The following is a 21,581-nucleotide window of genomic DNA, read 5'->3' as shown; positions in this document are numbered from 1 at the left end:
GGGAGCTCCTGGGGGCAGTGCCGGTGGATGGGGCGGTACGGGCACCGCCCGCGCCCCACCGCATCACCCGCCGCGCCCGGGCCATCGGCGACCGGCCGCAGCCGTCACCCGGCCGGGGCAACACCGCCGCGACCGATCGGAGCAGCCCGACGGGCGGGCCCCGGACCTCGAAGGGTCCCGGGCCCGCCCGGGTTCAGCCGCCGTCGCTCCCGGTGGCCGCCCGCCGGTCCGCCGGTCCTCGCGGGCTCAGCGGTGCGACGTGCCGAGCGGGCTCGGATGTCGATCCAGAGCCCCTCCGTCCAGCGGTTCTCGCCGATGCTGCCGCTCCACTGGTCGTACGACCAGAGGTTCGTGCCCTTCCAACCGACGTTCTGCACGTGGGCCGCGGCCTTGAGGGTCTCGTCGGTGCTCCGCAGGTGGACCGCCACCGCGGGCCGCCACCGCCCGGAGGCCGGGGGCGGCACCGGCCTCGCTCAGGAGGGCTTCGCGGCCAGGACGTCGACGGCGCTGATGCTCGGCCCGCTCGCCAGCAGCCTCGGGGCGACCTCCATCAGCGCGGCGGCGATCGGGCCCTCCAGGTGCGCGGCCCGGCCGGCGTCGTCGGCGAAGGTGTCGAAGATCCCGAACACCGTAGGACCCTCCCGGAAGGCGAACCAGGTCACCGTCCGCTCCTCGGCGCGGGCCGCGTCCAGCGCCCCGGCCAGGAGTGCCGCCACCTCCTCCGCGTGCTCCGCCCGCGCCTCGATGCGCACCAACAGGCCTTTGTTCGATGGCATGTCCGCTGTTCTCCGATCACGTCCGGGTGGCCGCGCGCGTCCGCGGCGGTGGAGCAACCCGTAGCACGACCGCCCGCCGCGCTCCGGTACCCCGGCACCGGACGAGGCCGCCGTTCACCTCCTCGGCCGCGCCGCCCGGCCACCCGCCGATCCGGGGCGGCCGCGCAGCGCGCCCGATGACCGCCACCCGCGCCGGCCGGCCGGCCCGAGGACGCCGACGGCGCTCCCCCGCGCCGGGGCCGGCGCGGCGGGCCGAGCGGCGCGGTACACGAACGACACGCTCCGCCGCCGGGCCGGCGCTCCCACCGGACGGCGCCTCCCCCGAACGGCGGACGGCCGCCGGGCCCCGGTGTCCCGCTGGAGGGCCCGGCAGCGCCGCGCGTCGCGCCCGGGGCCGTCACGCCGAGTGAGCGGCCCCGGGTGGCCCGCACCGGCGGCCTGTCCCAGGCTGAGCCGTGTCCGAGACCCCGCCGCAGCCGAGAGGTGCCGATGTTCGACGAGAGCTTCGCGTATCCGCACCACCTGCTGGGCCGCACGGCCCACGCCCGCCACCGGGTCGCCGTGGTCGGCGCCGGCGTCGCGGGTCTGGTCTGCGCCTACGAACTGCACAGTCGCGGCTTCGACGTCACCCTGTACGAGGGCTCCAGCCGGCCGGGCGGCCGGGTCCGGACCCACCGGTTCTGGGACGGCACGCACGCGGACCTCGGCGCGATGCGCATCCCCGCCAACCACCACTGCGTGCTGCACTACGTGCGGCGGTTCGGCCTCGCGACCCGCCCGTTCGTCAACCACAACCCGGCCGCCCTCTACCACCTGCGCGGCCGCCGGAGCCGGATGCGCGACGCCCGCGCGCTCTTCCCCGCGTTCGCGCTGCGCCCCACCGAGGAACAGCCTCCGGCCGGACAGCTCGACCGGCTGCTCGGCACCGTCTGGGCGCAGCTCGGCGTCGCCCGGCAACTGCGCGTGCTGCGCGGCCACTGGGACGACCCGGCGCTCGAACAGTTGATCTCGATGTCGCTCTGGCAGTTCGTCAGCAAGCACCTCTCCCAGGAGGCCTGGGACTTCGTCGGGCACGCCACCGGACTGACCCACTACGAACAGTCCTCCCTCCTGGAGGTGCTGGTCGACTACTTCGGCCTCTTCCACGCCGGCCAGCTGGAGCTCGTCGACGGCACGGACGCCCTGATCCGGGCCTTCGTCCGGGAACTGCCGCCCGGCACGCTCCTGCTGTCCACCCGGGTCGACGAGCTCGCGGTGACGGCGGCCGGGGTGACGGTCCGGGGCACCCGGCTGGACCGGCCGTTCACCGACCACGCCGACTTCGCGGTGTGCTGCGTCCCGGCCCCCGTGCTCGAACGGATCACCGTCCGGCCCGGGCTGCCGAACCCGCAGCGCCACGCCATCCGCGGCATCAGCTACGCCAGCAGCGCGAAGACCCTGCTGCACCTGACCCACCGCCGGTGGGAGTCGCAGGACGGGATCTTCGGCGGCGGCAGCTTCACCGACCTGCCGATCCAGCAGTGCTGGTACCCCTCGGACAACGCCCGCCAGGTGACCCACCGGATCGACGACGGCGGCCCGCACTGGGTGGCACGGGACCGACGGCGTTCCGAGGAGCCCGCGGCCCTGCTCGGCGCCTACCTCTGGGGCGCCAACGCGCGGCGCTTCACCGCGCTGGCGCCGGCCGACCGCGACCGGCTGGTCCTGGACTGCCTGGAGCAGCTGCACCCCGGGATCCGCTCCGACGTGGACGACATCGTGCACTGGAACTGGGACGAACAGGCCGGTGTGGGCGGCGCGTTCGCGCATCTCGCACCCGGCGAGCACCTGCGCCACCTGGCCGTGCTCGGCGACCCGCATCCGCTGGACGACCCCCGGATCTACTTCGCGGGCGAGCACCTGTCCGGCGCGCACGCCTGGTGCCAGGGCGCCGCGCAGTCGGCCCTCACGGTGGTCGGCCGGCTGCTCGACCGCGGGAGCCAGGTCGCGCTCGGCGCCACCGCGAGGGCGGCGTGACCGGCGCGCCCGCCCGGGGCGACCATCCCGGGCCGCACACCCCCGGGCCGCACACCCCCGGGCCGCCCGCGCTGGACGGCGAGGCCCTGCGGGCCCCCTTCGCCCGCGCCGCCACGCCCGTCGAACGGGTCGGACTGGAGATCGAGACCGGCCTGGTCGACCCGGAGACCGGCCGCGCCGCCCGGTACGAGGGGGCCCGCGGCGTCCGGTCCGTCCTGGCGACGGCGCTCGCCGAGTGGGGTGGCGAGCCCCGGGCCGACGCCGGCACGCTGACCGGCGTCGCCCTGCCCGACGGCAGCGGGCTCAGCCTGGAGCACGGCGGCCAGCTGGAGTACTCCTCCGCGCCGGTCGTCGGCCTGGGCCGGGCCGTCGCCGACGCCGAGGCGGCGCTGCGCCGGCTGGCGGCCCTGGCCGACCGGTTCGGCCTGGCACTGCTGCCGGGCGCCCAACTCCCCTTCGAGCGGCTGGAGACCGTCCCCTGGGTCCCGATGAGCCGGGGCGCCGTGATGCGGGACTTCTTCGCCCGCACCGGCGAGCCCGCCGCCCGGGCCACCACGATCATGTCGATGTCGCTCTCGACCCAGGTGCACCTGGACCACCTCTCGGCCGAGGACTTCGCCCACAAGCTCAGGATGCTCGTCGCGGCCGCCCCGGTGGTGGCCGCCCTGCTCGTCAACTCACCTCTCACCGGCGGGCGTTCCAACGGGATGCTGTCGCACCGCTCGTACGGGTGGCTGCGGATGGACCCTCGGCGCTGCGGCCTCCTGCGTCCGGCCCTGCACCCGGACGTGAGCGTCGACGACATCGTCGACTGGGCGCTGCGGATCCCGATGATCTACTACCGGACGGCGGACGGCCGCTACCGGATCGCCCCGGACCGACCGTTCGCCGAGCTGCTGGCCGACGGCTTCGACGACGGCTCGGTGCCGACCGCCGCCCACTGGAACTCCCACCTCTCGCAGATCTGGACGGACGTCCGGGTCCGCCGCACGTTCGAACTCCGCAGCGCCGACGGACCGCCCCACCGAGGCATCCCCGCCCTCGCCGCCCTGTGGGTCGGGCTCGGCTACCACCCGCCGTCCTGCCGGGCCGCCTGGCAGTTGCTGCGCCACCACACCGCCGCCGAGTACCAGGCCCTCCTGGACGCCCTCCCGTACGAGGGCCCGCGCGCGCGTCTCGGCGGATCGCCGGTCGGCGAACTCGCCGCCGAACTGGTCCGACTGGCCCGCGCGGGCCTCACCGCCCGGGTCCGGGACGGACTCGAACCCCCCGGGGTACTCGGCCACCTGGAACCGCTGGACGAGATCCTCGCGACCGGCCGCACCTTCGCCGAGCAGTGCCTCGCCCGCTGGGAGAGCGACCTGCGGGGCGACCCCGCGCGGTACGTCGCCGCCTACCGGATCCGGCCCTGACGGGCGGCGACCGACCGGGTGCCCCGTCAGCCCTTGGCGGCCGCGTAGCCGGTCTCGGTGCCGAAGCCCCACCCAGGGGTGGCGTCCCAGGGGATGTCCAGTGCGTCGTCGGTGGCGTAGACGTAGCCGGCGCCGCGGGTGAACGCCGTGTCCAGGGTGGCGCGCATGGCGGCGGTGTCCGGGGTGTCGTACACCAGGTGCCAGAACGCCGTCCCGCTCGGGTCCAGAGTCGCGCCGGAGTAGTAGCCGGTGGTGTAGTTGAAGACGTTGCCGCCCAACCAGCCACCGGTGTAGTCGGCGTGGCTGCCCTCGAAGGTCACGAAGACGTCCGCCGTGCGGTGGCCCGGCTCCAGGTAGCAGTCCGCGACCGCGGTGCCCGGGTTGTCCACCACCAGGTCCTGGGCCTGCGGTGACACCGCGTAGACGGTCTCCTGGACGTAGGCGCGCAGGTTCGCGTAGTAGTCGCGGGCGGCGTTGCCCGCCCCGCAGTCCCGCGGGGTCTGGTCGAAGAAGATGCCGTCGACGTGCAACCGGTGGTCGGCGGTCCTGAGGTAGTTGTCCACCGTGGCCCGGACGGTGGCCTGCGGGATCGTCCCGTGGGCCGTGTCGACGTAGCCGAGGACCCGGGTACGGCCGCCGTGCGCGGTGACGCCGGCCCGCAGGGCGTCCGCCTGCGCCTGCCAGGTGGCGTCGAACGGGGCGTAGCCGTTGAACGGGTTGAGGATCACGATCGACGGCGCCGGGCGGGCGGCCGACAGGCCGGCCAGCATCGGATCGCCCGGTAGGACGTAGGCCGGGACGGCTACCTCCAGGCCCCGCGGTCTGTCGCCGGTCACCGGGGCGGCCCCGCCGGGTGACGCCGTCGCGGCGGGTGCCAGGGCCGTGGCGGTGAGTGCCGCGCCGGCCAGCAGGACGGGCAGGGTCTTGGTGAACGCACGCATGGTGCCCCTCGATCGGAGAGCTGGCAGTCGGCGGGAGGGACGCGGGGGCGACAGCCCCGCGGTGCCCGGGTGCGGCCGTCTCCGCACCCGGCCTCCCCCGCCGCCCGGCCCGGGCGGGCCGAACGCCCCCATTCCTACCGGTCCGCCCCACCCAGGGTGGCCAACTTCGGGATAACAGTGGGAACTTCGGTGCTCCCCAGCCCCACCACCGGGCCGGTGCCGACCGCACCGGCCCGGTCAACTGTCGAAAGGTCTCCCCCGTCGGCGCGCCGCCCTGGCCGGACCTGTCCGGTCCTCCGAGGTCCACCGCCGGCCGCCGGCCGACCGGACCGGAACAGCCCGGCGCGGGGCGGCCCGGCAGTCGGGCACGCGGGTGGCGACCGGCGACCGCGCGCCGACCCACGGGGCGCCGGCCCCGTGCGGCACCGCTGATTCTGCGTCACCGCGGAAACACCGTGCGTACTATTCGCCGCGCCGATTTCCGGGCTCCCCGCACTCCGGGGTTCCGGCCGCGCGCCGGAACAATGGAAGAATATGACGCCCTGTCATCGGAAAGTCACGCCATTACCCGTCCGGTGCTTGTCCATGACATCCCGACCCCTCTTCCACGGGCCGATCGCGGTAGTCGGTTCATCACGCATCGTCTACATTCCGCCCGGCCATTGCCGGGTGACGCGCGGTCCGCCGGATTTCCCCGGGCGGGGGCCGCCCGCCCACGGCGGGCGGCTAGACGTCCAGCCCGGCCTCGATGCGCTTGAGGCCGTGCCGGGCGAGCGCCAGGTTGGCCCGCGAGCGGTCCAGCGCCAGGTACAGGAAGAGGGAGCCGCGGGCGCCCGACAGTGGCCTGATCAGGTGGTACTGGCCGCCGAGCGTGATCAGCATGTCCTCGATCACGTCGTCGATCGACAGCGCGGCCATGGCCCGCATCTTCGCGCGGACGACCTCGGTGTTGCTGGCCGCCGCGATCTCCAGGTCGAGCTGCTGGTTCCCGCCGAGAAGGCCGAGCGCCATACCGCTCTCGTAGTCGACCAGGGCCACCCCGATGGCACCCTCGATACTCATCGCGTCGGTGAGCGCGCCGTCAATGTTCATGAACCGTTCGTCCTTTGCGTGCCGTCCGGGCGGAACCCCCGTGTGCAGGAACAAAGTAGCAAGAAGGTCATGTGGTGTGGCCACCGCACGGAAATGGTGAAATAAAGTACGCTGCCAGCGGTTCAGAATGTGAAGGGGTACTGGTGCACGCGCTCGAAGCTTCCCTCTCCGATGTGCTCGACTCCCCCGGAGTGGTCGGCGCCGCTCTGGTCGACGCCGTCACGGGCCTCGACCACCGGTCGGTCGGGGAGCACCGACTGCTCGGGACCGGTGCCGAGCTCGCCGAGCTGACCGGTCTGATCAGCGAGCGGCTGTGCGAGGCCGGAGCGGAGGGCGAGTTGGAGAGCCTGGTGGTCACCAGCACCCGCCATCACCACGTCGTCCAGGTGGTGCACCGGCAGGGCGACCCCCTGTTGCTGGCCACCGTGCTGGACCGCGAGCGGACCAACCTGGCGCTGGCGATCCGCCAGAGCGCCGACCACGCACGGGACCTGCTGGCATGACGGACGGCACCCCGACCCCTCGGCCGGCCACGCCGGTGGCCCCCGCCGTCCGCAATGTCCCGGCCCTGCTGCTGACCCTGCGCCAGGACGACTTCACCGGCTCGGTCGTCGTCTCCAGCGCGCCGGGCGGCACGATCCACCTGGAGCAGGGGTTGGTGACCGCGATCGACACGCCCGGTGCCCCGACCGTCGAGACCCTGCTGCTGAAGTCCCGGCGCGTAGGCGAGGCGGACTGGGCCGCCGCCGCGACGACCGCGGCCGCCGCGCCCGGGCCGCGCGCCGGCGACCTCGGTGCCGCGCTGGTGGCGCAGGGGTCGATCGGCGCCGCCGAGCTGGAGACCGTGTGCGCGGCCGCCGCCTTCGACGGCGCCTTCGCCCTGGTGCTGAGTCCGCCCGGCAGTTGGGAGGTGGTCGAGGCGGCCGCCCCCGCGCGGATCGCGCTGCGCCCCGGGATCGAACCCCGGCGGCTGTTCGAGGAGACCGGCCGGCGGGTGGCCCTGGTGACCGACCTCTGGGGCCCGCCCGGCGAACTGGCCCGCCGCCGGATCCGCCCCGCCGCCCAGGCCGAGTCGAAGGCGCCGCTGATCCCGGGCCGCTACCGGGACATCCTGGTCGCCGCCACCGGCCGGCGCACCGCGCGCGACATCGGGTTCACCCTCGGGCGAGGACTGTTCGCGGTGCTGCTCGACCTGGTCCGGATGGACGCCCGGCAGTTGCTCCACCGCGAACCGGCGCTGCCCGCCGGCGCGGTGCCGAGCGTGGCGCCGCGCGCACCGCACACCGGCCCGCCGCCGGCCGCCACCGGACCGCTGCCGCGCCGCACACCCGGACGGCGCGGTCCCGAGGGCCGGGGCGGTCCCGCCGCGCCCACCGACCTCACCGGGCCGCCCGCCCGGCCCGAGGGCCCGGCCGCCGCTTCCGACGAACCCCCGAACGATCACCGCGCCGAGCGCACCGAGACGACCGAAGAGACCGAGAAGAGCGCACCATGAGCAGCCAGACGTCACCCGCAGCACTCGTCGACGAGTTGAAGACCCTCCGTGAGCGGGTCATGGGCATCTCCGAGAGTGTCATCTCGACCGCCGACGGCCTGCTGGTGGCCGCCGACACGGCCGCGGTCCACCCCGAGTCGGCCTCCGCCCTGTCGGCCGCCATGCTCGGACTCGGCCGGCGCACCGCCGCCGAGGTCGGCCTGGGCGGCCTGCGCGACGTGGTCACCCGCTGCAACGGCGGCTACGTAGTGGTGCTGGCGATCGGCGAACAGGCGCTCCTGATGATCCTCGGCGACGAGGGCCTGGACGTCGCCGGCCTGCACCGCGAGGCTCCCGCCACGATCCAGCGGCTGGGCGAACTGCTCGGGACGGTCCCGGCGTTGTAGGCCGGTCCGGTGCCGGGCCCCCGGTGGACGGGTGTCGACCGAAGCACCGGCCCACGGTAGTCTCCGGTGACCGCGACCGGAGCGCGCCGTCCGCCGGTCGGGGAGCGCGGTCGCTCCCTCCCGGGGGCGCCGGCGCCACGCGGGCCCCACGGGCCGCCCGACACCTTACGGAGTCCGCATGTCACGGAGTACGCATGACCGGTGATGTCGTTGTCGTCGGGGGCGGGGTGATGGGCTCCTCGGCGGCCTGGCGGCTCGCCGCGCGGGGCCACCGGGTCACGCTCCTGGAGCAGTTCGCGCCGGGACACGACCGGGGCAGTTCGCACGGCAGCTCGCGGATCTTCCGGCTGGCCTACCCGGAGGCCTTCTACGTCGACCTCGCCGTCCGGGCGCTGCCGCTCTGGCGACGGCTGGAGAAGGAGGCGGACGCCGAACTCCTGGCCCTCACCGGCGCGGTGGACCACGGTCCGGCAGCCGTGACCTCGGACCTGTACGGGGCGCTGACCGCCGCCGGGCGGCCCGCCGAGCTGCTCGACCCCGCACAGGTGGCCGAGCGATGGCCCGGACTGCGGGCCGACACCTCCGCACTGTTCCACCCCGAGGCCGGGCGGCTGCACGCCGATCACTGCGTGGCGGCGTTCCAGCGCGCGGCCGTCGGGCACGGCGCCGTCGTCCGGCACGGCGTCCGGATCGGCCGGCTCACCGTGCGCGACCGGGGCGTCGAGCTGGTGACCGACGACGCGGAGGCGATCCGCGCCGAGCACGTCGTGGTGGCGGTCGGCGGGTGGGCGCCGGGCCTGCTGTCGGACCTCGTGCCCGGCCTGCCGCCGATGCGGGTGACCGAGGAGCGACCGGTGCACTTCCCGGCCGCCGCGCCGCTGGACTGGCCGAGCTTCATCCACCACGGCGGGGCGCGGCTGGCCTCGGCCGCCGGTGTGTACGGGCTCGGCAGCGCCGACGGCGTCAAGGTCGGCTTCCACGGCGTCGGACCGGTCGTCGACCCCGACCACCGCGTGGACCGCCCCGACCGGGCCGCGGTGGAGGAGGTGCGGGAGTACGCGCGGCGCTGGCTGCCGGGCGTCGACCACAGCGCCCCGACGGCGAGCACCTGCCTGTACACCACCACTCCGGACCACGACTTCGTCATCGACCGGCGCGGCCCGGTGACCGTCCTGGCCGGGTTCTCCGGGCACGGCTTCAAGTTCGCGCCGGTGCTCGGCGAGCTGGCCGCGGACCTGGTCGAGGGCCACCCGGCCGCGAGCCGCTTCGCTCTCGGTGCCGCCCGGTCGCGCTGACGGACCGCCCGGTCCCGCCGGCCCGATCGCGCGGTCGGCGGGACCCTCGCGTGGGCGGGCCGTCGCGGCGGCGGGACCCTCGTGTGGGCGGGCCGTCGCGGCCCCCGGGGTCACCGGTGCTTGAACGCCTCGACGGCCGCCCTGGCCGCCACCTTCATCGCCTCGCTCCCGGTGTGCCCGGCGTCCTCGAAGATCTGGAGCCGCGCGTCCGGCCACGCCTTCGCCAACGCCCAGGCCGACTCCACCGGGCTGCCCATGTCGTGCCGGCCGTGCACCAGCGTGCCCGGGATGCCGGCCAGCTTGTGGGCGTCGCGCAGCAGTTGGTCCTCCTCCAGCCAGGCGCCGTGGCTGAAGAAGTGGGCGCAGATCCGGACGAAGGCGATCTGCGCGTCGACCTCGCGATCGCTGTACATGCCGGGCACGCCGTTGGGCTCGTTCGAGATGACCGCGTCCTCCCAGGCGAGCCAGTCGGCGGCGGCCTTCGCCCGGACCGCCCGGTCGGGGTGCTCCATCAGCCGCGCGTAGGCCGCGACCAGGTCACCGTCCCGCTCGTCGGCGGGGACGCCGTCGCGGAACCGGTCCCACGCCTCGGGGTAGAAGCGCCCGGCGCCCCGGTAGAGCCAGTAGGTCTCGGAGGGGCGGGTCATCGTCACCGCCTGGAGGGAGATCTCGCTGACCCGCTCGGGGTGCTGCTGCGCGTACGCCAGGACCAGGGTCGCGCCCCAGGAGCCGCCGGCCAGCAACCAGCGTTCGATGCCGAGGTGTTCACGCAGTCGCTCGATGTCGTCGATCAGGTGCCGTGTGGTGTTCAGGCTCATGTCCGCCGCCGGGTCGCTGGCGTGCGGGGTGCTGCGACCGCAGTTGCGCTGGTCGAAGCGGACCAGGCGGTAGCACGCGGGGTCCCACGCCCTCATCGGCTGCCGCGACGCGCCCGCCCCCGGGCCGCCGTGGACGGACAGGGCGGGCTTGCCCCCGGGGTTGCCCAGCTGTTCGTAGTAGACGCGGTTGCCGTCGCCCGTGTCGAGGAATCCGCTGTCGTAGGGATCGGTGGGAGGGTAGAGATCAACCATGACCGTCGATCCTACAAGACCGGTCGCGGCCGAACTACGCCACCGGGAAGCCCGGTTCGGCCCCGCGCACCCGGCCGCGCACGGACGGGTGCGCGGCCGGGGTGGCCCGCCCGCCGCTCACGCGCGGGCCGGACCCGTCCCCCCGCCGTAGCGGGCGATGGCCTGCCACACCTTGTCGCGGAGGAACGGCGCCTCGGTGAAGCGGATGCCGGTGGCGTCGCGCAGCGCGTTGGCGAAGGCCGGCGGGACGGGGTTGAACGGGCTCTCGCTCATCGACTTGGCGCCGAGCGGGCCGATCGCGTCGGAGGTCTCCGTGAAGTGCACCTCGGTGCGCGGCACGTCGGCGTAGGCGGGCAGCCGGTAGCGCCGGAAGGCCGCGGTGGTCACCTCGCCCCGCTCGTCGACCAGCACCTGCTCGAACAGCGTGGCGCCGAGCGCCTGGGCCACGCCGCCCTCGACCTGGCCGCGGCACTGCAGCGGGTTCATCACCTTGCCGGCGTCGGCTCCGTGGACGCTGCGCAGGATCCGCATCTCCCCGGTGTCGGGGTCGACGGCGACGCGGAACCACTGCGAGTTGAACGCCACCGAGCGCGGTGAGCCGCCCCAGTGACCGTCGGCCGTGAGCTCGACCCCCTGGCCGCGCGCGGCCTCGAAGACCTCCTTGAGCGGGACGGACCGGCCGTCGCACTCCACCACCTCGGCGTTCAGCCGGACCAGGCTGCGCGGGGTGCGGGCGTACTCGGCGGTGAAGGAGAGGATCTGCTCGGCGAGGGCGTTGGCGGCCTTCATCACGGCCTTGCCCGCCACCACCGTGCCCGCCGAGCCGAACGCGCCGGTGTCGTGCTTGACCACGTCGGTGTCGGACTGCCGGATGGCGATGCGGTCCACCGTGGTGCCCAGGGCGCCGGCGGTGATCTGCTTGTGGACGGTGGTCGTGCCGTTGCCGAACTCCGCGGTCCCGACCGCGATGTCGTAGGTGCCGTCCTCCAGCAGCTTCACCGTGGCGTCCGCGAAGTGGCCGCCGGGCGGGCCGGTGGCGATGGCGGACATCGCGAAGCCCTGCCCGACCAGCCAGCCCGGCGGGGCCAGCTCGGCGCTGCGGTCGTCGGCGAGGGCGTCCCGGACCACCTGGAGGCACTGGTCCAGGCCGTAGCTGGCGACGTGCAGGTCCTCCTCCTCGCCGAGGGGGCCCTCCATGTGCTCGCCGGGGCCGATGACGTTCCGCTCGCGCAGGACCAGGGGGTCGAGGTCCAGCCGGCGGGCCAGCTCGTCCATCGCCGACTCCAGGGCGAAGGTCACCTGGCCGAGCCCGTAGCCGCGGAACGCCCCGGCCGGCACGCAGTTGGTGTACACCGAGTAGGCGTTCACCTTCTTGTTCGGCGCCCGGTAGACGCCCATCGACTCGCCGACGCTGTGGAACATCACCGCCGGGCCGTGGTTGCCGTACGCGCCGGTGTTGGCGACGACCCGGAACTGCAGCGCCGTCAGGACACCGTCCCGCCGGGCGCCGACCTTCACCGTGACCTTGAACGGGTGCCGGGTGGTGGCGCCGTAGAACTGCTCGGGCCGGGTGAACTCCAGCTTCACCGGCCGGTGCAGCTTCAACGCGGCCAGCACCACGATGTCCTCGGTGAGCATCTCCTGCTTGCCGCCGAACCCGCCGCCGACCCGGCCGGCCACCACCCGGACCTTCTCCATCGGCAGGTCGTACAGGTCGCACAGCGCCCGGCGGGTCAGGAAGGGCACCTGGGTGCTGGAGCGCACCGCGATCCGCTCCTCGCCGCTCTCCTCGTTCTCCTCGAACCACGCCACGCACCCGTGCGTCTCCAGGCTGGCGTGCTGCACCCGCTGGGTCTGGAAGGTCTCCTCGTACACGACGGCGGCCTCGGTGAACCCCTGCTCGACGTTGCCCAGCTCGCCGTGCACCTCGCCGCAGACGTTGTCCCGGGCGCGGAAGATGCGCGACTCCGGGCCCTTCGGGTGGATCACCGGCGCGCCGGGCAGCATCGCCAGCTCCGGGTCGACCACGTAGGGGAGTTCCTCGTACGCGACGACGATCCGGCGGCAGCCCTCCTCGGCGGCCCCCTCGCTGTCGGCGACCACGGCGGCCACCCGCTGCCCGACGAAGCGCACCACGTCGTCCAGGACCCGGGTGTCGTCCGGGTCCTCGGTGGGGTGCTCGTGCCGGGCCGAGGAGTACAGCTTGTCCGGCACGTCGTGGTGGGTGAACACCGCCTGGACACCGGGCACCCGCAGCGCGGCCGAGGTGTCGATCGAGACGATCCGGGCGTGCGGGTGCGGGGAGCGCAGCAGCTTCATGTGCAGCAGGCCCTCCACCTCGACGTCGAAGGTGTACCGGGCGGTGCCGGTGACCACCTGCGGTCCGGCCGGCGCCCCGAGGCTGCGCCCGACGGCCTGCCCGGCGCACGGCCGCTCGGTGTGCTTGACCCCGCGCACCGAGTCCTCGATCGCCCGGTAGCCGGTACAGCGGCACAGGTTGCCCTTCAACGCCCGGGGCAGATCGGTCAGTTGCTCCGCGTCGAGGGCCGAGGTGGTCATCAGGAACCCGGCGGTGCAGAAGCCGCACTGGAAGCCCTGGGCATCCAGGAACCGCTGCTGCATGGGGTGCAGTTCGCCGTCCTTGGCCAGCCCCTCGACGGTGGTCACCGCGTGCCCCCGGGCCCGCACCGCCGGGTAGACGCAGCTGTGCACGGGCCTGCCGTCGACCTGGACGGTGCACGCGCCGCAGTCACCGGCGTCGCAGCCCTTCTTCACCCCGAACCAGCCCCGGTCGCGCAGATAGGTCCGCAAACACTGGCCCGGGCGGGGCTCGACGTCGAAGTCCTGGTCGTTGACACGGATCTCGAAGCTCATCGTCCGGCCTCCTCGGTCGGTGCGGAACGGGCCGGCGCCGACGCGGCCGGCGAGGACGTGGCCGACCGGGAACCGGCCGGCGCGGGATCGATCAGTTCGCGGCGGATCTCCTCGGCGAAGCGGAACGTCATGTGCCGTCGCCAGGCGGGCAGCCCGTGGATGTCGTCGTAGTACTCCTCGGGCCGGACGGCGTACTCGACCGCCTCCCGGACCGCCTCCGCGTTCGGCGGCAGCGGGAAGCGCAGCTGGATCGGCCGGACGGTGGAGGCGGTGATGGTGAGCGTCAGGGTGCCGTCGAGCGGGTCGACCGCACCGATGAGCAGCGCACCCGAGCGGCCCAGCCCGTACAGCGACGCCTGCCGGAAGGCCGTACGGCTCGCGAGCGCGCGGGCCGGCAGGGTGATCGAGCGGAGCAGTTCACCGGGCTGCAGGACCTTGACGCCGGCTCCGATCACGAAGTCCGCGACCGGCACCCTGCGCACCGAGCCGCTCTGGGAGAGCAGTTCGCAGACGCCGTCCAGTGCGGCGGTGAGGGAGATCATCGGCCCGGCGGGCAGCCCGTTGCACAGGTTGCCGCCGACGGTGGCCATGTTCCAGATCTTCCAGGACGCCAGGAAGGCCCGGCAGCACTGTTCGAAGAGCGGGCCGGCCGTCCACGGTTTCGGCAGGCGGGAGAGCTGGGCGATCGTGCAGGTGGCGGCGATCTCCAGGTCCCCGTCGGCGGTGACCTCCAGCGGCTCCCAGCCGGTCCGGCTGAGGTCGATCAGCCGACGGATGTGCGGCTGCGGCTCGGAGAACAGGTAGGTGCCTCCGCCCAGCCAGGCGTCACCCTGCTGCCATGCCTCGCGACGGCGGGCATCGCGTACCTCCGTCACCGTGTTCAGATCCATGCTCTTCCACCGTCCGGGTAGCTCGATACGGTGATTGAAGCAACGGGGTGACGGTGGGGACGAGTGGTGCTGAACACCAGTGATCCACGTCCGGGCTGGATGATCAACCAACGGGAGTGGACTCATTCCGGGCTTGCATCTGCGAGCCCGCTACTCATCGTGGCCTCGCAGGTGCAAGCTGTTGGGCCGTGGTCCGGCCGATCTCGCCGCCGGACGCCACGGGACCGCGCCGAACCACCGGGCGAGACCCGGTGACACGCGTGGGGCCGGGCGGGGAGACTGGCGACGGACAGGGACGCGCGGTCGAAGGGCTGGACGCCCGGCACCGCCGGTTCGCCGTTCACGCTGCGGCTGTCCGCGGTCTGACCGGGCCGGCCCCCGCTCAGTAGACGTCCCGGACGTAGCGTTTGTCGCTCGCCAGCTGCCGGACGTACCCGGCGGCGGACTCCTCGTCCATCCCGCCGTGCGCGGCGACAACCTCCCGCAGGGCCCGGTCGACGTCCTTGGCCATCCGGCCGGCATCGCCGCAGACGTAGAGCTGGGCGCCGTCCTGGAGCCAGCGCCACAGGCGCGGGCCCTGCTCGCGCATCCGGTCCTGGACGTAGACCTTGCGGCGCTGGTCCCGAGAGAAGGCGAGGTCGAGGCGGTCCAGGTGACCGGAGGCGCGGAAGGTCTCCAGGTCCTCGCGGTAGTAGAAGTCGGTGGCCGAGCGCTGTTCGCCGAAGAACAGCCAGTTCGGGCCGGTGTGACCGCGCGCCTGCCGCTCCTCCAGGAAGCCGATGAACGGCGCGACGCCGGTGCCGGGGCCCACCATGATCATCGGAGTGGCGGAGCCCGTCGGCGGACGGAACTGCGGGGAACGCCGGACGAACACCGGCACCGGGCCGTCGTCGGCGCAGTCGGCCAGGTACGAGGAGCAGACGCCCGCGCGGTCCCGGCCGAGGTCGTTGGTGTACCGGACGACGGACACCGTGAGGCGGACCTCTCCGGGGTGCGCCAGCGGGCTGGAGGAGATGGAGTACAGCCGGGGTTGGAGCGGTCTGAGCACCCCGGCCCATTCGGCGGCGGACGCCCGGAGCGGGAAGGCGCCGACCACGTCGGCGGCCTGCCGGCCCCAGCTCCACTTCGCCAGCTCACCCTTGTTGTCGGGGCGCAGCAGCCGCTTCAGGGCGCGGTCACCGGTGCGCTCGGCGACGAACCCGAGCAGGTCCGGGGTGATCCGGGCGATGTCCAGACGGGTCCGCAGGGCCTCGACGAGGGGCAGGTCGCCGCCGTCGGGCACCCGGACCCGCTCCCCGGGGTCGAGGCCCGTCAGGGCCAGCCATTCGGCCACGAGTGCCGAGCTGTTGGCCGGCTGGACGCCGAGGGCGTCACCGGCCTCGTAGGCGAGCGCGCCGGCGCGGGTGTCGAAGGCGAACTGCCGCACCTCCTTCTGCGATCCGGGCAGGCTGAGCAGCCGGTTGCCGATCAGGAGGGTGGCGAAGGGGGACGTCTTCGCCTGACCGGCGGGCCCGGCGGCCCGGGGCGCGGGGGGCGCCGCCGGAGCGGGCGCGACCGGCGCGGCGAGGGTGCCGGCGACCTGGGTGAGCCACTTCCCGGCGGGCTCGTCGTCGTCCGGCTCGCAGTCGGTCCGGGGGTGCAGCCGGGTGGCGCCGAGGTCCGCGAGGCGCTCGTCCAGGCGTCGGCCGTGCCCGCAGAAGTCGTCGTAGCTGGAGTCGCCGAAGGCGAGGACGGCGTAGCGCAGGCCCTCCAACCGCGGGGCGTCGGCGGCGCTGAGGCCCTGCCAGAACGCAGCGCCGTTGTCGGGCGCGTCCCCGTCGCCGAAGGTGCTGGTGACGATCAGCAGATCGGTGCCGGCGGTGAGCTGTCGGGGTGTGGTGTCGGCCATCGCGAGCAGGGTCGGGGCGCGTCCGGCTTCGGTCAGGCGCGCGGCCGCGGTGGCCGCGAACTCCTCGGCGTTGCCGGTCTGCGAGGCCCACAGCACGAGCAGGTCCCGGGCCGGCGCGGGCCCGGGGGCGGCAGCGGCGGCGGGGCCCCCGGCCGGCTCGCCCATGGCGCCGGGCGCGGCGGCGCGGGAGAACATGCCGGCGAGCACACCGTTCACCCACAGCGCCGTCCCCGGGGCGAACGGCGCGCCCGCCGGCAGCACCGGGACCACGCCCGGCGGTACCGGGACGGTACCGCCGGCAATGCCGGAGAGGTACCCGGCCAGGTAGCGGCGCTCCGCTTCGGCGAGCGTCGGCGGGGTCAGATCGGCGATGCCGAACAGGGCGGCCAGGGCGGGCACGGCCTCGGGCCCACCGCCGACGGCGGAACCGGCCGCCCCTGGCGGTACGGGCGCCTCCGGCCGCCGGCGGGACGGCACGGCGGGGCCCGCGTGCACCGGCACGGGTGCGGTCTCCTCGGGCGCCGCGGCGGGCACCACGCGCAACGCGACGGCGCACGCCTTGAGTTCGGGCTGGAAGGAGATCGGGTCGACGGCGTCGTTGGTGACGGCGTTGATGCCGAGGTACTCACCGAAGAGGTCGTTCCAGTGGAACGGCGCGAAGCACGTCCCCGGGAGGACCCGGTCGGTGACGACGGCGGGCAGGACGGCGCGCCCGCGCCGGGAGGCGACCTCGACGCGGTCACCGTCCTCGGCCCCCATCGCGGCGGCGTCCTCGGGGTGGAGTTCGACGAAGGGGCCCGGGTCCAACCGGTTGAGCTTGGCGATCCTGCCGGTCTTGGTGAGGGTGTGCCACTGGTGCTGGAGGCGGCCGGTGTTGAGGACGAACGGGTAGTCGTCGTCGGGGAGTTCGGCGACGGGCAGGTGCGGCCGGCCGAAGAACCGCGCGCGACCGGTGGCGGTGGGGAACGCCAGCCGGGGCCTGCTCCCGTCCGCGCGCTCCAGCAGGCTCTGGCTGACGCCGTCGTTGAGGTAGCGGATCGGGTTGCGGTCGGGGCCGTCCGGGGCGGCGGCCGGCCACTGCACCGGTGCCTCGCGCAGCCGCCGGTAGCTCACACCGCGCAGGTCCCAGCCGGTCTTCGGGTTCCAGGCCCGCTTGAGCTCCTCGAAGACCTCCTCGGCGCTCGCGTAGCCGAAGGCGTCGGCGAAGCCCATCTCGCAGGCGACCCGGGCGATCAACTGCCAGTCGGGCAGGGCCTGTCCGGGCGGGTCCACGACGCCCTGGACGAGGGTGAGGTTCCGCTCGGAGTTGATCATGACGCCGTCGGACTCGGCCCACAGCGTGGCGGGCAGCAGCACGTCGGCGTACGCGTTGGTCTCGGTCTCCGTGAACACGTCCTGGGTGATGACCAGTTCGGCGGCCTCCAGGGCGGCGATGACGGTCCTGCGGTTGGCGACGGAGGCGACCGGGTTGGTGCAGATGATCCAGCAGGCCTTGATCTCGCCGGCGGCCATCCGCTCGAACATCTCCACCGTGCCGCGCCCGGTTTCGGTGGGCAGGGTACCCGCCTCGATGCCCCAGAGCTCCTCGACGAAGGCACGCTCCTCGTCCACCAGGACGGAGCGCTGGCCGGGCAGGCCCGGTCCCATGTAGCCCATCTCGCGGCCGCCCATCGCGTTGGGCTGGCCGGTCAGCGAGAACGGGCCGGAGCCGGGGCGGCAGATCGCGCCGGTGGCCAGGTGCAGGTTGACCAGCGCGTTGGTGTTCCAGGTGCCGTGGGTGGACTGGTTGAGGCCCATCGTCCAGCAGCTCATCCACTCGCCCGCCTCGCCGATCCACCGCGCGGCCCGCCGGAGGTCCTCCTCCGGTATCCCGGTGATCCGGGCGACCGTCGCGGGCGGGTAGTCCGCCAGGAAGGCCGGCAGGTCCTCCCAGCCGTCGGTGTACTCGGCGACGAAGGCCTCGTCGAGGTGACCGTCCGCCACCAGCAGGTGCAGCAGCCCGTTCAGCAGCGCCAGGTCGGTGCCCGGCCTGATCTGCAGGAACAGGTCGGCCTTCGCGGCTGTGGCGGTGCGCCGGGGGTCGACGACGATCAGCTTCGCCCCGGCCGACTTGATCCGGTCCATCATCCGCAGGAACAGGATCGGGTGGCAGTCGGCCATGTTGGCCCCGATGACGAAGAAGACGTCCGCGTGGTCGAAGTCCCGGTACGAGCCCGGCGGCCCGTCCGCGCCCAGCGACAGTTTGTAGCCGGAGCCGGCCGACGCCATGCACAGCCGGGAGTTGGACTCGATCCGGCCGGTGCGCACGAACCCCTTGGCGAGCTTGTTCGCCAGGTACTGCGCCTCCAGGGACATCTGTCCGGAGACGTAGAAGGAGAGCGCGTCGGGGCCGTGCTCGTCCAGGATCGCCCGCAGGCGCCCGGCGACCGCCGTGATCGCCGCGTCCACGTCCACCTCGGCGGGCTCGGCGCCCCGCTCGGTGCGGATCAGCGCCGTACCGGCCCGCCCGGAAGCGGCCATCAGTTCGGCACCGGTGGCGCCCTTGGTGCAGAGCCGCCCGGCGTTCGTCGGGTGGCTCCGGTCCCCGGACACCTTGCCGACGGTGCGCCTGCCGGTCGCGGCGTCCCGGCCGATGTCGAGCACGATGCCGCAGCCGACACCGCAGTACGAGCAGACCGTCCGCACGCCGTCCGCCTTCGAACCTGGTGCCGTCACCGGGACTCCCTCCCAGGGATCACGTGGTGGGAGGATCCCACGGTCGCGACCCTAGGAAGCCCGCGTTTCGGTGCCGTCACAGTGGGTGGATCGGGGAGTTAACCGGATCGCACGGCCCGCCCACGAGGGTGGTGAGCGCCTCCCGCGCCTCCCGCGCTCCCCCACCTGCCGCGCCTCCCGCCTGGGCGAGGCCCTATCTCGCCGCGCCCTCCTCCGGGCGCGCGGCGAGATAGGCCCAGGCCCGGGCACCCGACCGCAGGACGACCTCGGTCCTGGCGTAGTCGTCGACCTCGTAGTCGTCCGCCGCGGCGAGCTCGGCGTCGGTGATCGCGAAGACACTGCCCGGCACCGCGTCCGCGCCCTGCGGGGAGGCGACCACGAGGGGGTGGCGATCGCTGCCGCTGGCCGCGATCACCTCCGGGTCGGTGATGGTGACACAGGTCAGGCGAAAGCCCGGAAGCGCGTCGGAGCGTCCCTCCAGGAGCCGGCCGAACCGGGCCAGCTGGACCTCGGGAAGTTGCAGCGTCCCGTAGGAGAACAGCTGGTGGGCCGTCTGATCGACCATCGTGAATACCCCTCCGCGGAGCCGGGATCGCGCACGTCGGTTCCCCAACCTAGCGAACCCCGCCCGCGCACCGCGGCGCGGGTCGCCCGGGCCCACCCGCGCGCTCACCCCGCCACCTCCGCCGCCCTCGCCACGCCCCCCGTCGTCGTGCCGCCCCCCACCCTCGGCCCGTCCCCCGTCGTCGTGCCGCCGATCGTGAGACCGAGACAGACCGGGGAGCGGGAGTGCTGCACGGCCTGGCCGATCCTGGCGACGAACAGGACGACGGCGACCGTGAGGGCGAGCAACAGCAGGGCGGCGGAGAGCGCGACGGCGTTGTGCAACCGCCCCGTCGTCCGGGACCGCTCCGCGCGGTCGGGGTGGGACGAACCCCATCCAGAATCTTGGCATGAACTGGCCATAGTGCCTCCTCGCAGGCCGTTTCGACCTTCCACCCCCAAGGAGCCCACCGCCGACCGGAACCGCTTCCACGGCAGCGGGGCCCACCACGGCCTCCGGGGTCTTGCTCAGCCGAGCAAGAAGCTCTACAGTTTTGCTCATGCAAGCAAAGAGCAGCACGAGCGAGCAGGATGGCTCCGGGTCGGGACGCACCTTCACCGAATCGGCGCGACGCGCCCAGATCGTCCAGGCCGCCATCGTGGTGCTCGCGGACGTCGGCTTCGCCAAGACCTCGTTCGCGAAGATCGCCAAGCAGGCCGGACTGAGCAGCACCGGGATGATCTCGTACCACTTCGCCGGCAAGGACGACCTGATGCACGAGGTGGTCGCCGAGGTCATGCGGGTGTCCGAAGCATTCATGCTGCCCCGGATCGGCGCCGCCGACGGGTACTCGGGCAGGCTCCGGGCCTACCTGGAGTCGAACGTCGAGCTGCTCGCGGCCCACCCCAAGCACCTGCCGGCCCTGACCGAGGTCGTCACCAACCTCAAGGGCGACGACCCGCATCGCGTCGGGTTCTCGGACTCCCTGAAGTCGATCATGGATGTCCAGGAGCAGCGCATGCGCGAGGCCCAGGCCGCCGGGGAGTTCCGGGAGTTCGACGTCCGGGTGATGGTCACCGCGATGCGCGGAGCCGTCGACGGGGTGGTCCTGCGCGCGGCCGCCGACCCCGGGCTGGACGTGGCCGCCTGCGGGCGCGAGCTGGCCGACATCTTCGACCGGGCCACCCGCCGGACACCGTAGCGCCCGCCCGCCGGGCACGACAGCGCGGCCACGACCGCGAGGACACCGAAGGACTGTGGGGGAACAGGACATGGCGACCGTCGTCAGCACCACCGAGGGGGACATCGTGCGGGACATCGCGGCACCCGGATCAGCGCCCACGCCGCCGAAGGCGCGGGCCACCCGCGCCGGGCGCCTGGCGGCGGCCCGGGCACTGGTCCTCGAACTGGCCGTGCCGCTCGCCGGCTACTACGTGCTGAAGGGCCTGGGGGCGAGCCAGTGGGCGGCCCTGGCCGTGAGCGGTCTGCTGCTCGCCCCGTGGATCGCGTACGGGATGGTGAAACGCCGCAGGGTCGAGGCGATGCCGGTGTTCACCCTGACGCTGCTGGTCGTCGGCGCCCTCATGTCGATGGTCACCGGCGACCCGAGGACCCTGCTCGTCCGGGACAGCTGGCTGTTCGGCGTGGTGGGCCTGTGGGTGCTCGGCACGCTGGCCACCCAACGGCCGTTCATGCTCAGCGCCGGACGGACGGTCGTCGCCTCGAAGATCGGCGAGGAGGGCGCGCGCGAGTGGATGGAGCGCTGGCACCGGGAGGCCGACTTCCGCCGGCACATCCGCGTGATCACCGCGGTCTGGGGCGCCGGGTTCACGGTGGACGCCGTGATCAGGGTGGTCCTCGCCCAGACGCTGCCGGTCGACTCCGTCCCGCTGGTCAACGGCCTGCAGTGGCCGGTCGTGCTGGCGGCGCTGTTCGTCTTCCACTACCGGTACGTCACCCGCCACGGCCTGAAGGTCTGAGGGGCCGAAGGGCCGAAGGGCCGAAGGGCCGAAGGGCCGAAGGTCTGCGGACCCGAACACCGCACACGCCCGGGCGACAGCGGCGCGCCCGGGCGGCGGCGCACCCCTCGGCAGGCGGGATCCACCCACCGGCCGGACCGCGCAGCGCTCCGGGCCGACCCCGCCGCAGCCCCGCCCGTCGTCCGCACACACCCGTCGTCCTCCGCGT

At 74.0% G+C, this 21,581-nt stretch carries 17 protein-coding genes; 8 read left to right on the top strand and 9 right to left on the bottom strand.

Annotation, left to right across the window (positions count from 1 at the left end):
• Positions 1-473: 473 nt before the first annotated feature.
• Complete coding sequence (locus ACFXHB_RS06860) at positions 474-776, bottom strand: putative quinol monooxygenase (RefSeq protein ID WP_380572726.1); 303 nt, start codon at positions 774-776, stop codon at positions 474-476.
• A gap of 489 nt (positions 777-1,265) precedes the next feature.
• Between ACFXHB_RS06860 and ACFXHB_RS06855 the strand changes: the two genes are divergently transcribed.
• Both ACFXHB_RS06855 and ACFXHB_RS06850 read left to right on the top strand, forming a co-directional pair.
• The gene (locus ACFXHB_RS06855) at positions 1,266-2,792 is read left to right on the top strand and encodes a flavin monoamine oxidase family protein (protein WP_380572725.1); all 1,527 of its coding nucleotides are present in this window, start codon (positions 1,266-1,268) and stop codon (positions 2,790-2,792) included.
• Positions 2,789-4,204, top strand: coding sequence for a glutamate-cysteine ligase family protein (locus ACFXHB_RS06850; protein WP_380572723.1), 1,416 nt, complete (start codon positions 2,789-2,791; stop codon positions 4,202-4,204). The genes ACFXHB_RS06855 and ACFXHB_RS06850 overlap by 4 nt, the downstream gene beginning before the upstream one ends.
• 26 nt (positions 4,205-4,230) lie before the next feature.
• Here ACFXHB_RS06850 and ACFXHB_RS06845 read toward each other — a convergent pair whose 3' ends face one another.
• Positions 4,231-5,145 (bottom strand): spherulation-specific family 4 protein, encoded by a 915-nt coding sequence (locus ACFXHB_RS06845; RefSeq protein ID WP_380572722.1) that lies wholly within the window; start codon positions 5,143-5,145, stop codon positions 4,231-4,233.
• 726 nt (positions 5,146-5,871) lie between these two features.
• Entirely contained in the window at positions 5,872-6,237 is a 366-nt protein-coding gene (locus ACFXHB_RS06840; protein ID WP_380572720.1) for a hypothetical protein, read from the bottom strand.
• 143 nt (positions 6,238-6,380) lie between these two features.
• Here ACFXHB_RS06840 and ACFXHB_RS06835 point away from each other — a divergent pair, with 143 nt between their 5' ends.
• From ACFXHB_RS06835 to ACFXHB_RS06820, 4 genes are all read left to right on the top strand, one after another.
• Positions 6,381-6,740: a hypothetical protein gene (locus tag ACFXHB_RS06835; RefSeq protein WP_380572719.1), complete on the top strand. Its 360-nt coding sequence runs from the start codon at positions 6,381-6,383 to the stop codon at positions 6,738-6,740.
• Positions 6,737-7,732 carry a hypothetical protein gene (locus ACFXHB_RS06830; RefSeq protein ID WP_380572718.1) on the top strand — a complete coding sequence of 332 codons (996 nt, stop codon included), beginning with the start codon at positions 6,737-6,739 and terminating at the stop codon, positions 7,730-7,732. The genes ACFXHB_RS06835 and ACFXHB_RS06830 overlap by 4 nt, the downstream gene beginning before the upstream one ends.
• Positions 7,729-8,118: a roadblock/LC7 domain-containing protein gene (locus tag ACFXHB_RS06825; protein WP_380572716.1), complete on the top strand. Its 390-nt coding sequence runs from the start codon at positions 7,729-7,731 to the stop codon at positions 8,116-8,118. Before ACFXHB_RS06830 ends, ACFXHB_RS06825 begins: the two co-directional genes overlap by 4 nt.
• A gap of 194 nt (positions 8,119-8,312) precedes the next feature.
• Positions 8,313-9,413 carry an FAD-dependent oxidoreductase gene (locus ACFXHB_RS06820; protein ID WP_380572715.1) on the top strand — a complete coding sequence of 367 codons (1,101 nt, stop codon included), beginning with the start codon at positions 8,313-8,315 and terminating at the stop codon, positions 9,411-9,413.
• A 110-nt stretch (positions 9,414-9,523) separates the two neighbouring features.
• Here ACFXHB_RS06820 and pip read toward each other — a convergent pair whose 3' ends face one another.
• The 6 genes from pip to ACFXHB_RS06790 form a co-directional block, all read right to left on the bottom strand.
• The gene (gene pip, locus ACFXHB_RS06815) at positions 9,524-10,483 is read right to left on the bottom strand and encodes a prolyl aminopeptidase (RefSeq protein WP_380572713.1); all 960 of its coding nucleotides are present in this window, start codon (positions 10,481-10,483) and stop codon (positions 9,524-9,526) included.
• Positions 10,484-10,600: 117 nt separating this feature from the next.
• Complete coding sequence (locus tag ACFXHB_RS06810; RefSeq protein WP_380572711.1) at positions 10,601-13,357, bottom strand: molybdopterin-dependent oxidoreductase; 2,757 nt, start codon at positions 13,355-13,357, stop codon at positions 10,601-10,603.
• Positions 13,354-14,247 carry an FAD binding domain-containing protein gene (locus tag ACFXHB_RS06805; protein WP_380572710.1) on the bottom strand — a complete coding sequence of 298 codons (894 nt, stop codon included), beginning with the start codon at positions 14,245-14,247 and terminating at the stop codon, positions 13,354-13,356. The genes ACFXHB_RS06810 and ACFXHB_RS06805 overlap by 4 nt, the downstream gene beginning before the upstream one ends.
• A gap of 382 nt (positions 14,248-14,629) precedes the next feature.
• On the bottom strand, positions 14,630-18,850 hold the full coding sequence (locus tag ACFXHB_RS06800) for a molybdopterin-dependent oxidoreductase (protein ID WP_380572708.1): 4,221 nt from the start codon (positions 18,848-18,850) through the stop codon (positions 14,630-14,632).
• Positions 18,851-19,043: 193 nt separating this feature from the next.
• Complete coding sequence (locus ACFXHB_RS06795) at positions 19,044-19,415, bottom strand: gamma-glutamylcyclotransferase family protein (protein ID WP_380572706.1); 372 nt, start codon at positions 19,413-19,415, stop codon at positions 19,044-19,046.
• A 104-nt stretch (positions 19,416-19,519) separates the two neighbouring features.
• Complete coding sequence (locus ACFXHB_RS06790) at positions 19,520-19,738, bottom strand: hypothetical protein (RefSeq protein WP_380572704.1); 219 nt, start codon at positions 19,736-19,738, stop codon at positions 19,520-19,522.
• Between the two features lie 215 nt (positions 19,739-19,953).
• Between ACFXHB_RS06790 and ACFXHB_RS06785 the strand changes: the two genes are divergently transcribed.
• Both ACFXHB_RS06785 and ACFXHB_RS06780 read left to right on the top strand, forming a co-directional pair.
• Positions 19,954-20,595: a TetR/AcrR family transcriptional regulator gene (locus tag ACFXHB_RS06785; protein ID WP_380572702.1), complete on the top strand. Its 642-nt coding sequence runs from the start codon at positions 19,954-19,956 to the stop codon at positions 20,593-20,595.
• 70 nt (positions 20,596-20,665) lie between these two features.
• A complete protein-coding gene (locus ACFXHB_RS06780) occupies positions 20,666-21,373 on the top strand; it encodes a VC0807 family protein (RefSeq protein ID WP_380572700.1) in 708 nt (235 codons plus the stop codon).
• Positions 21,374-21,581 lie beyond the last annotated feature (208 nt).

Source organism: Kitasatospora sp. NPDC059327, from assembly GCF_042752535.1.
GTDB lineage: Bacteria > Actinomycetota > Actinomycetes > Streptomycetales > Streptomycetaceae > Kitasatospora.
The sequence above is the reverse complement of the archived record's forward strand: the minus strand, read 5'-3'. Positions and strand labels throughout refer to the sequence as shown.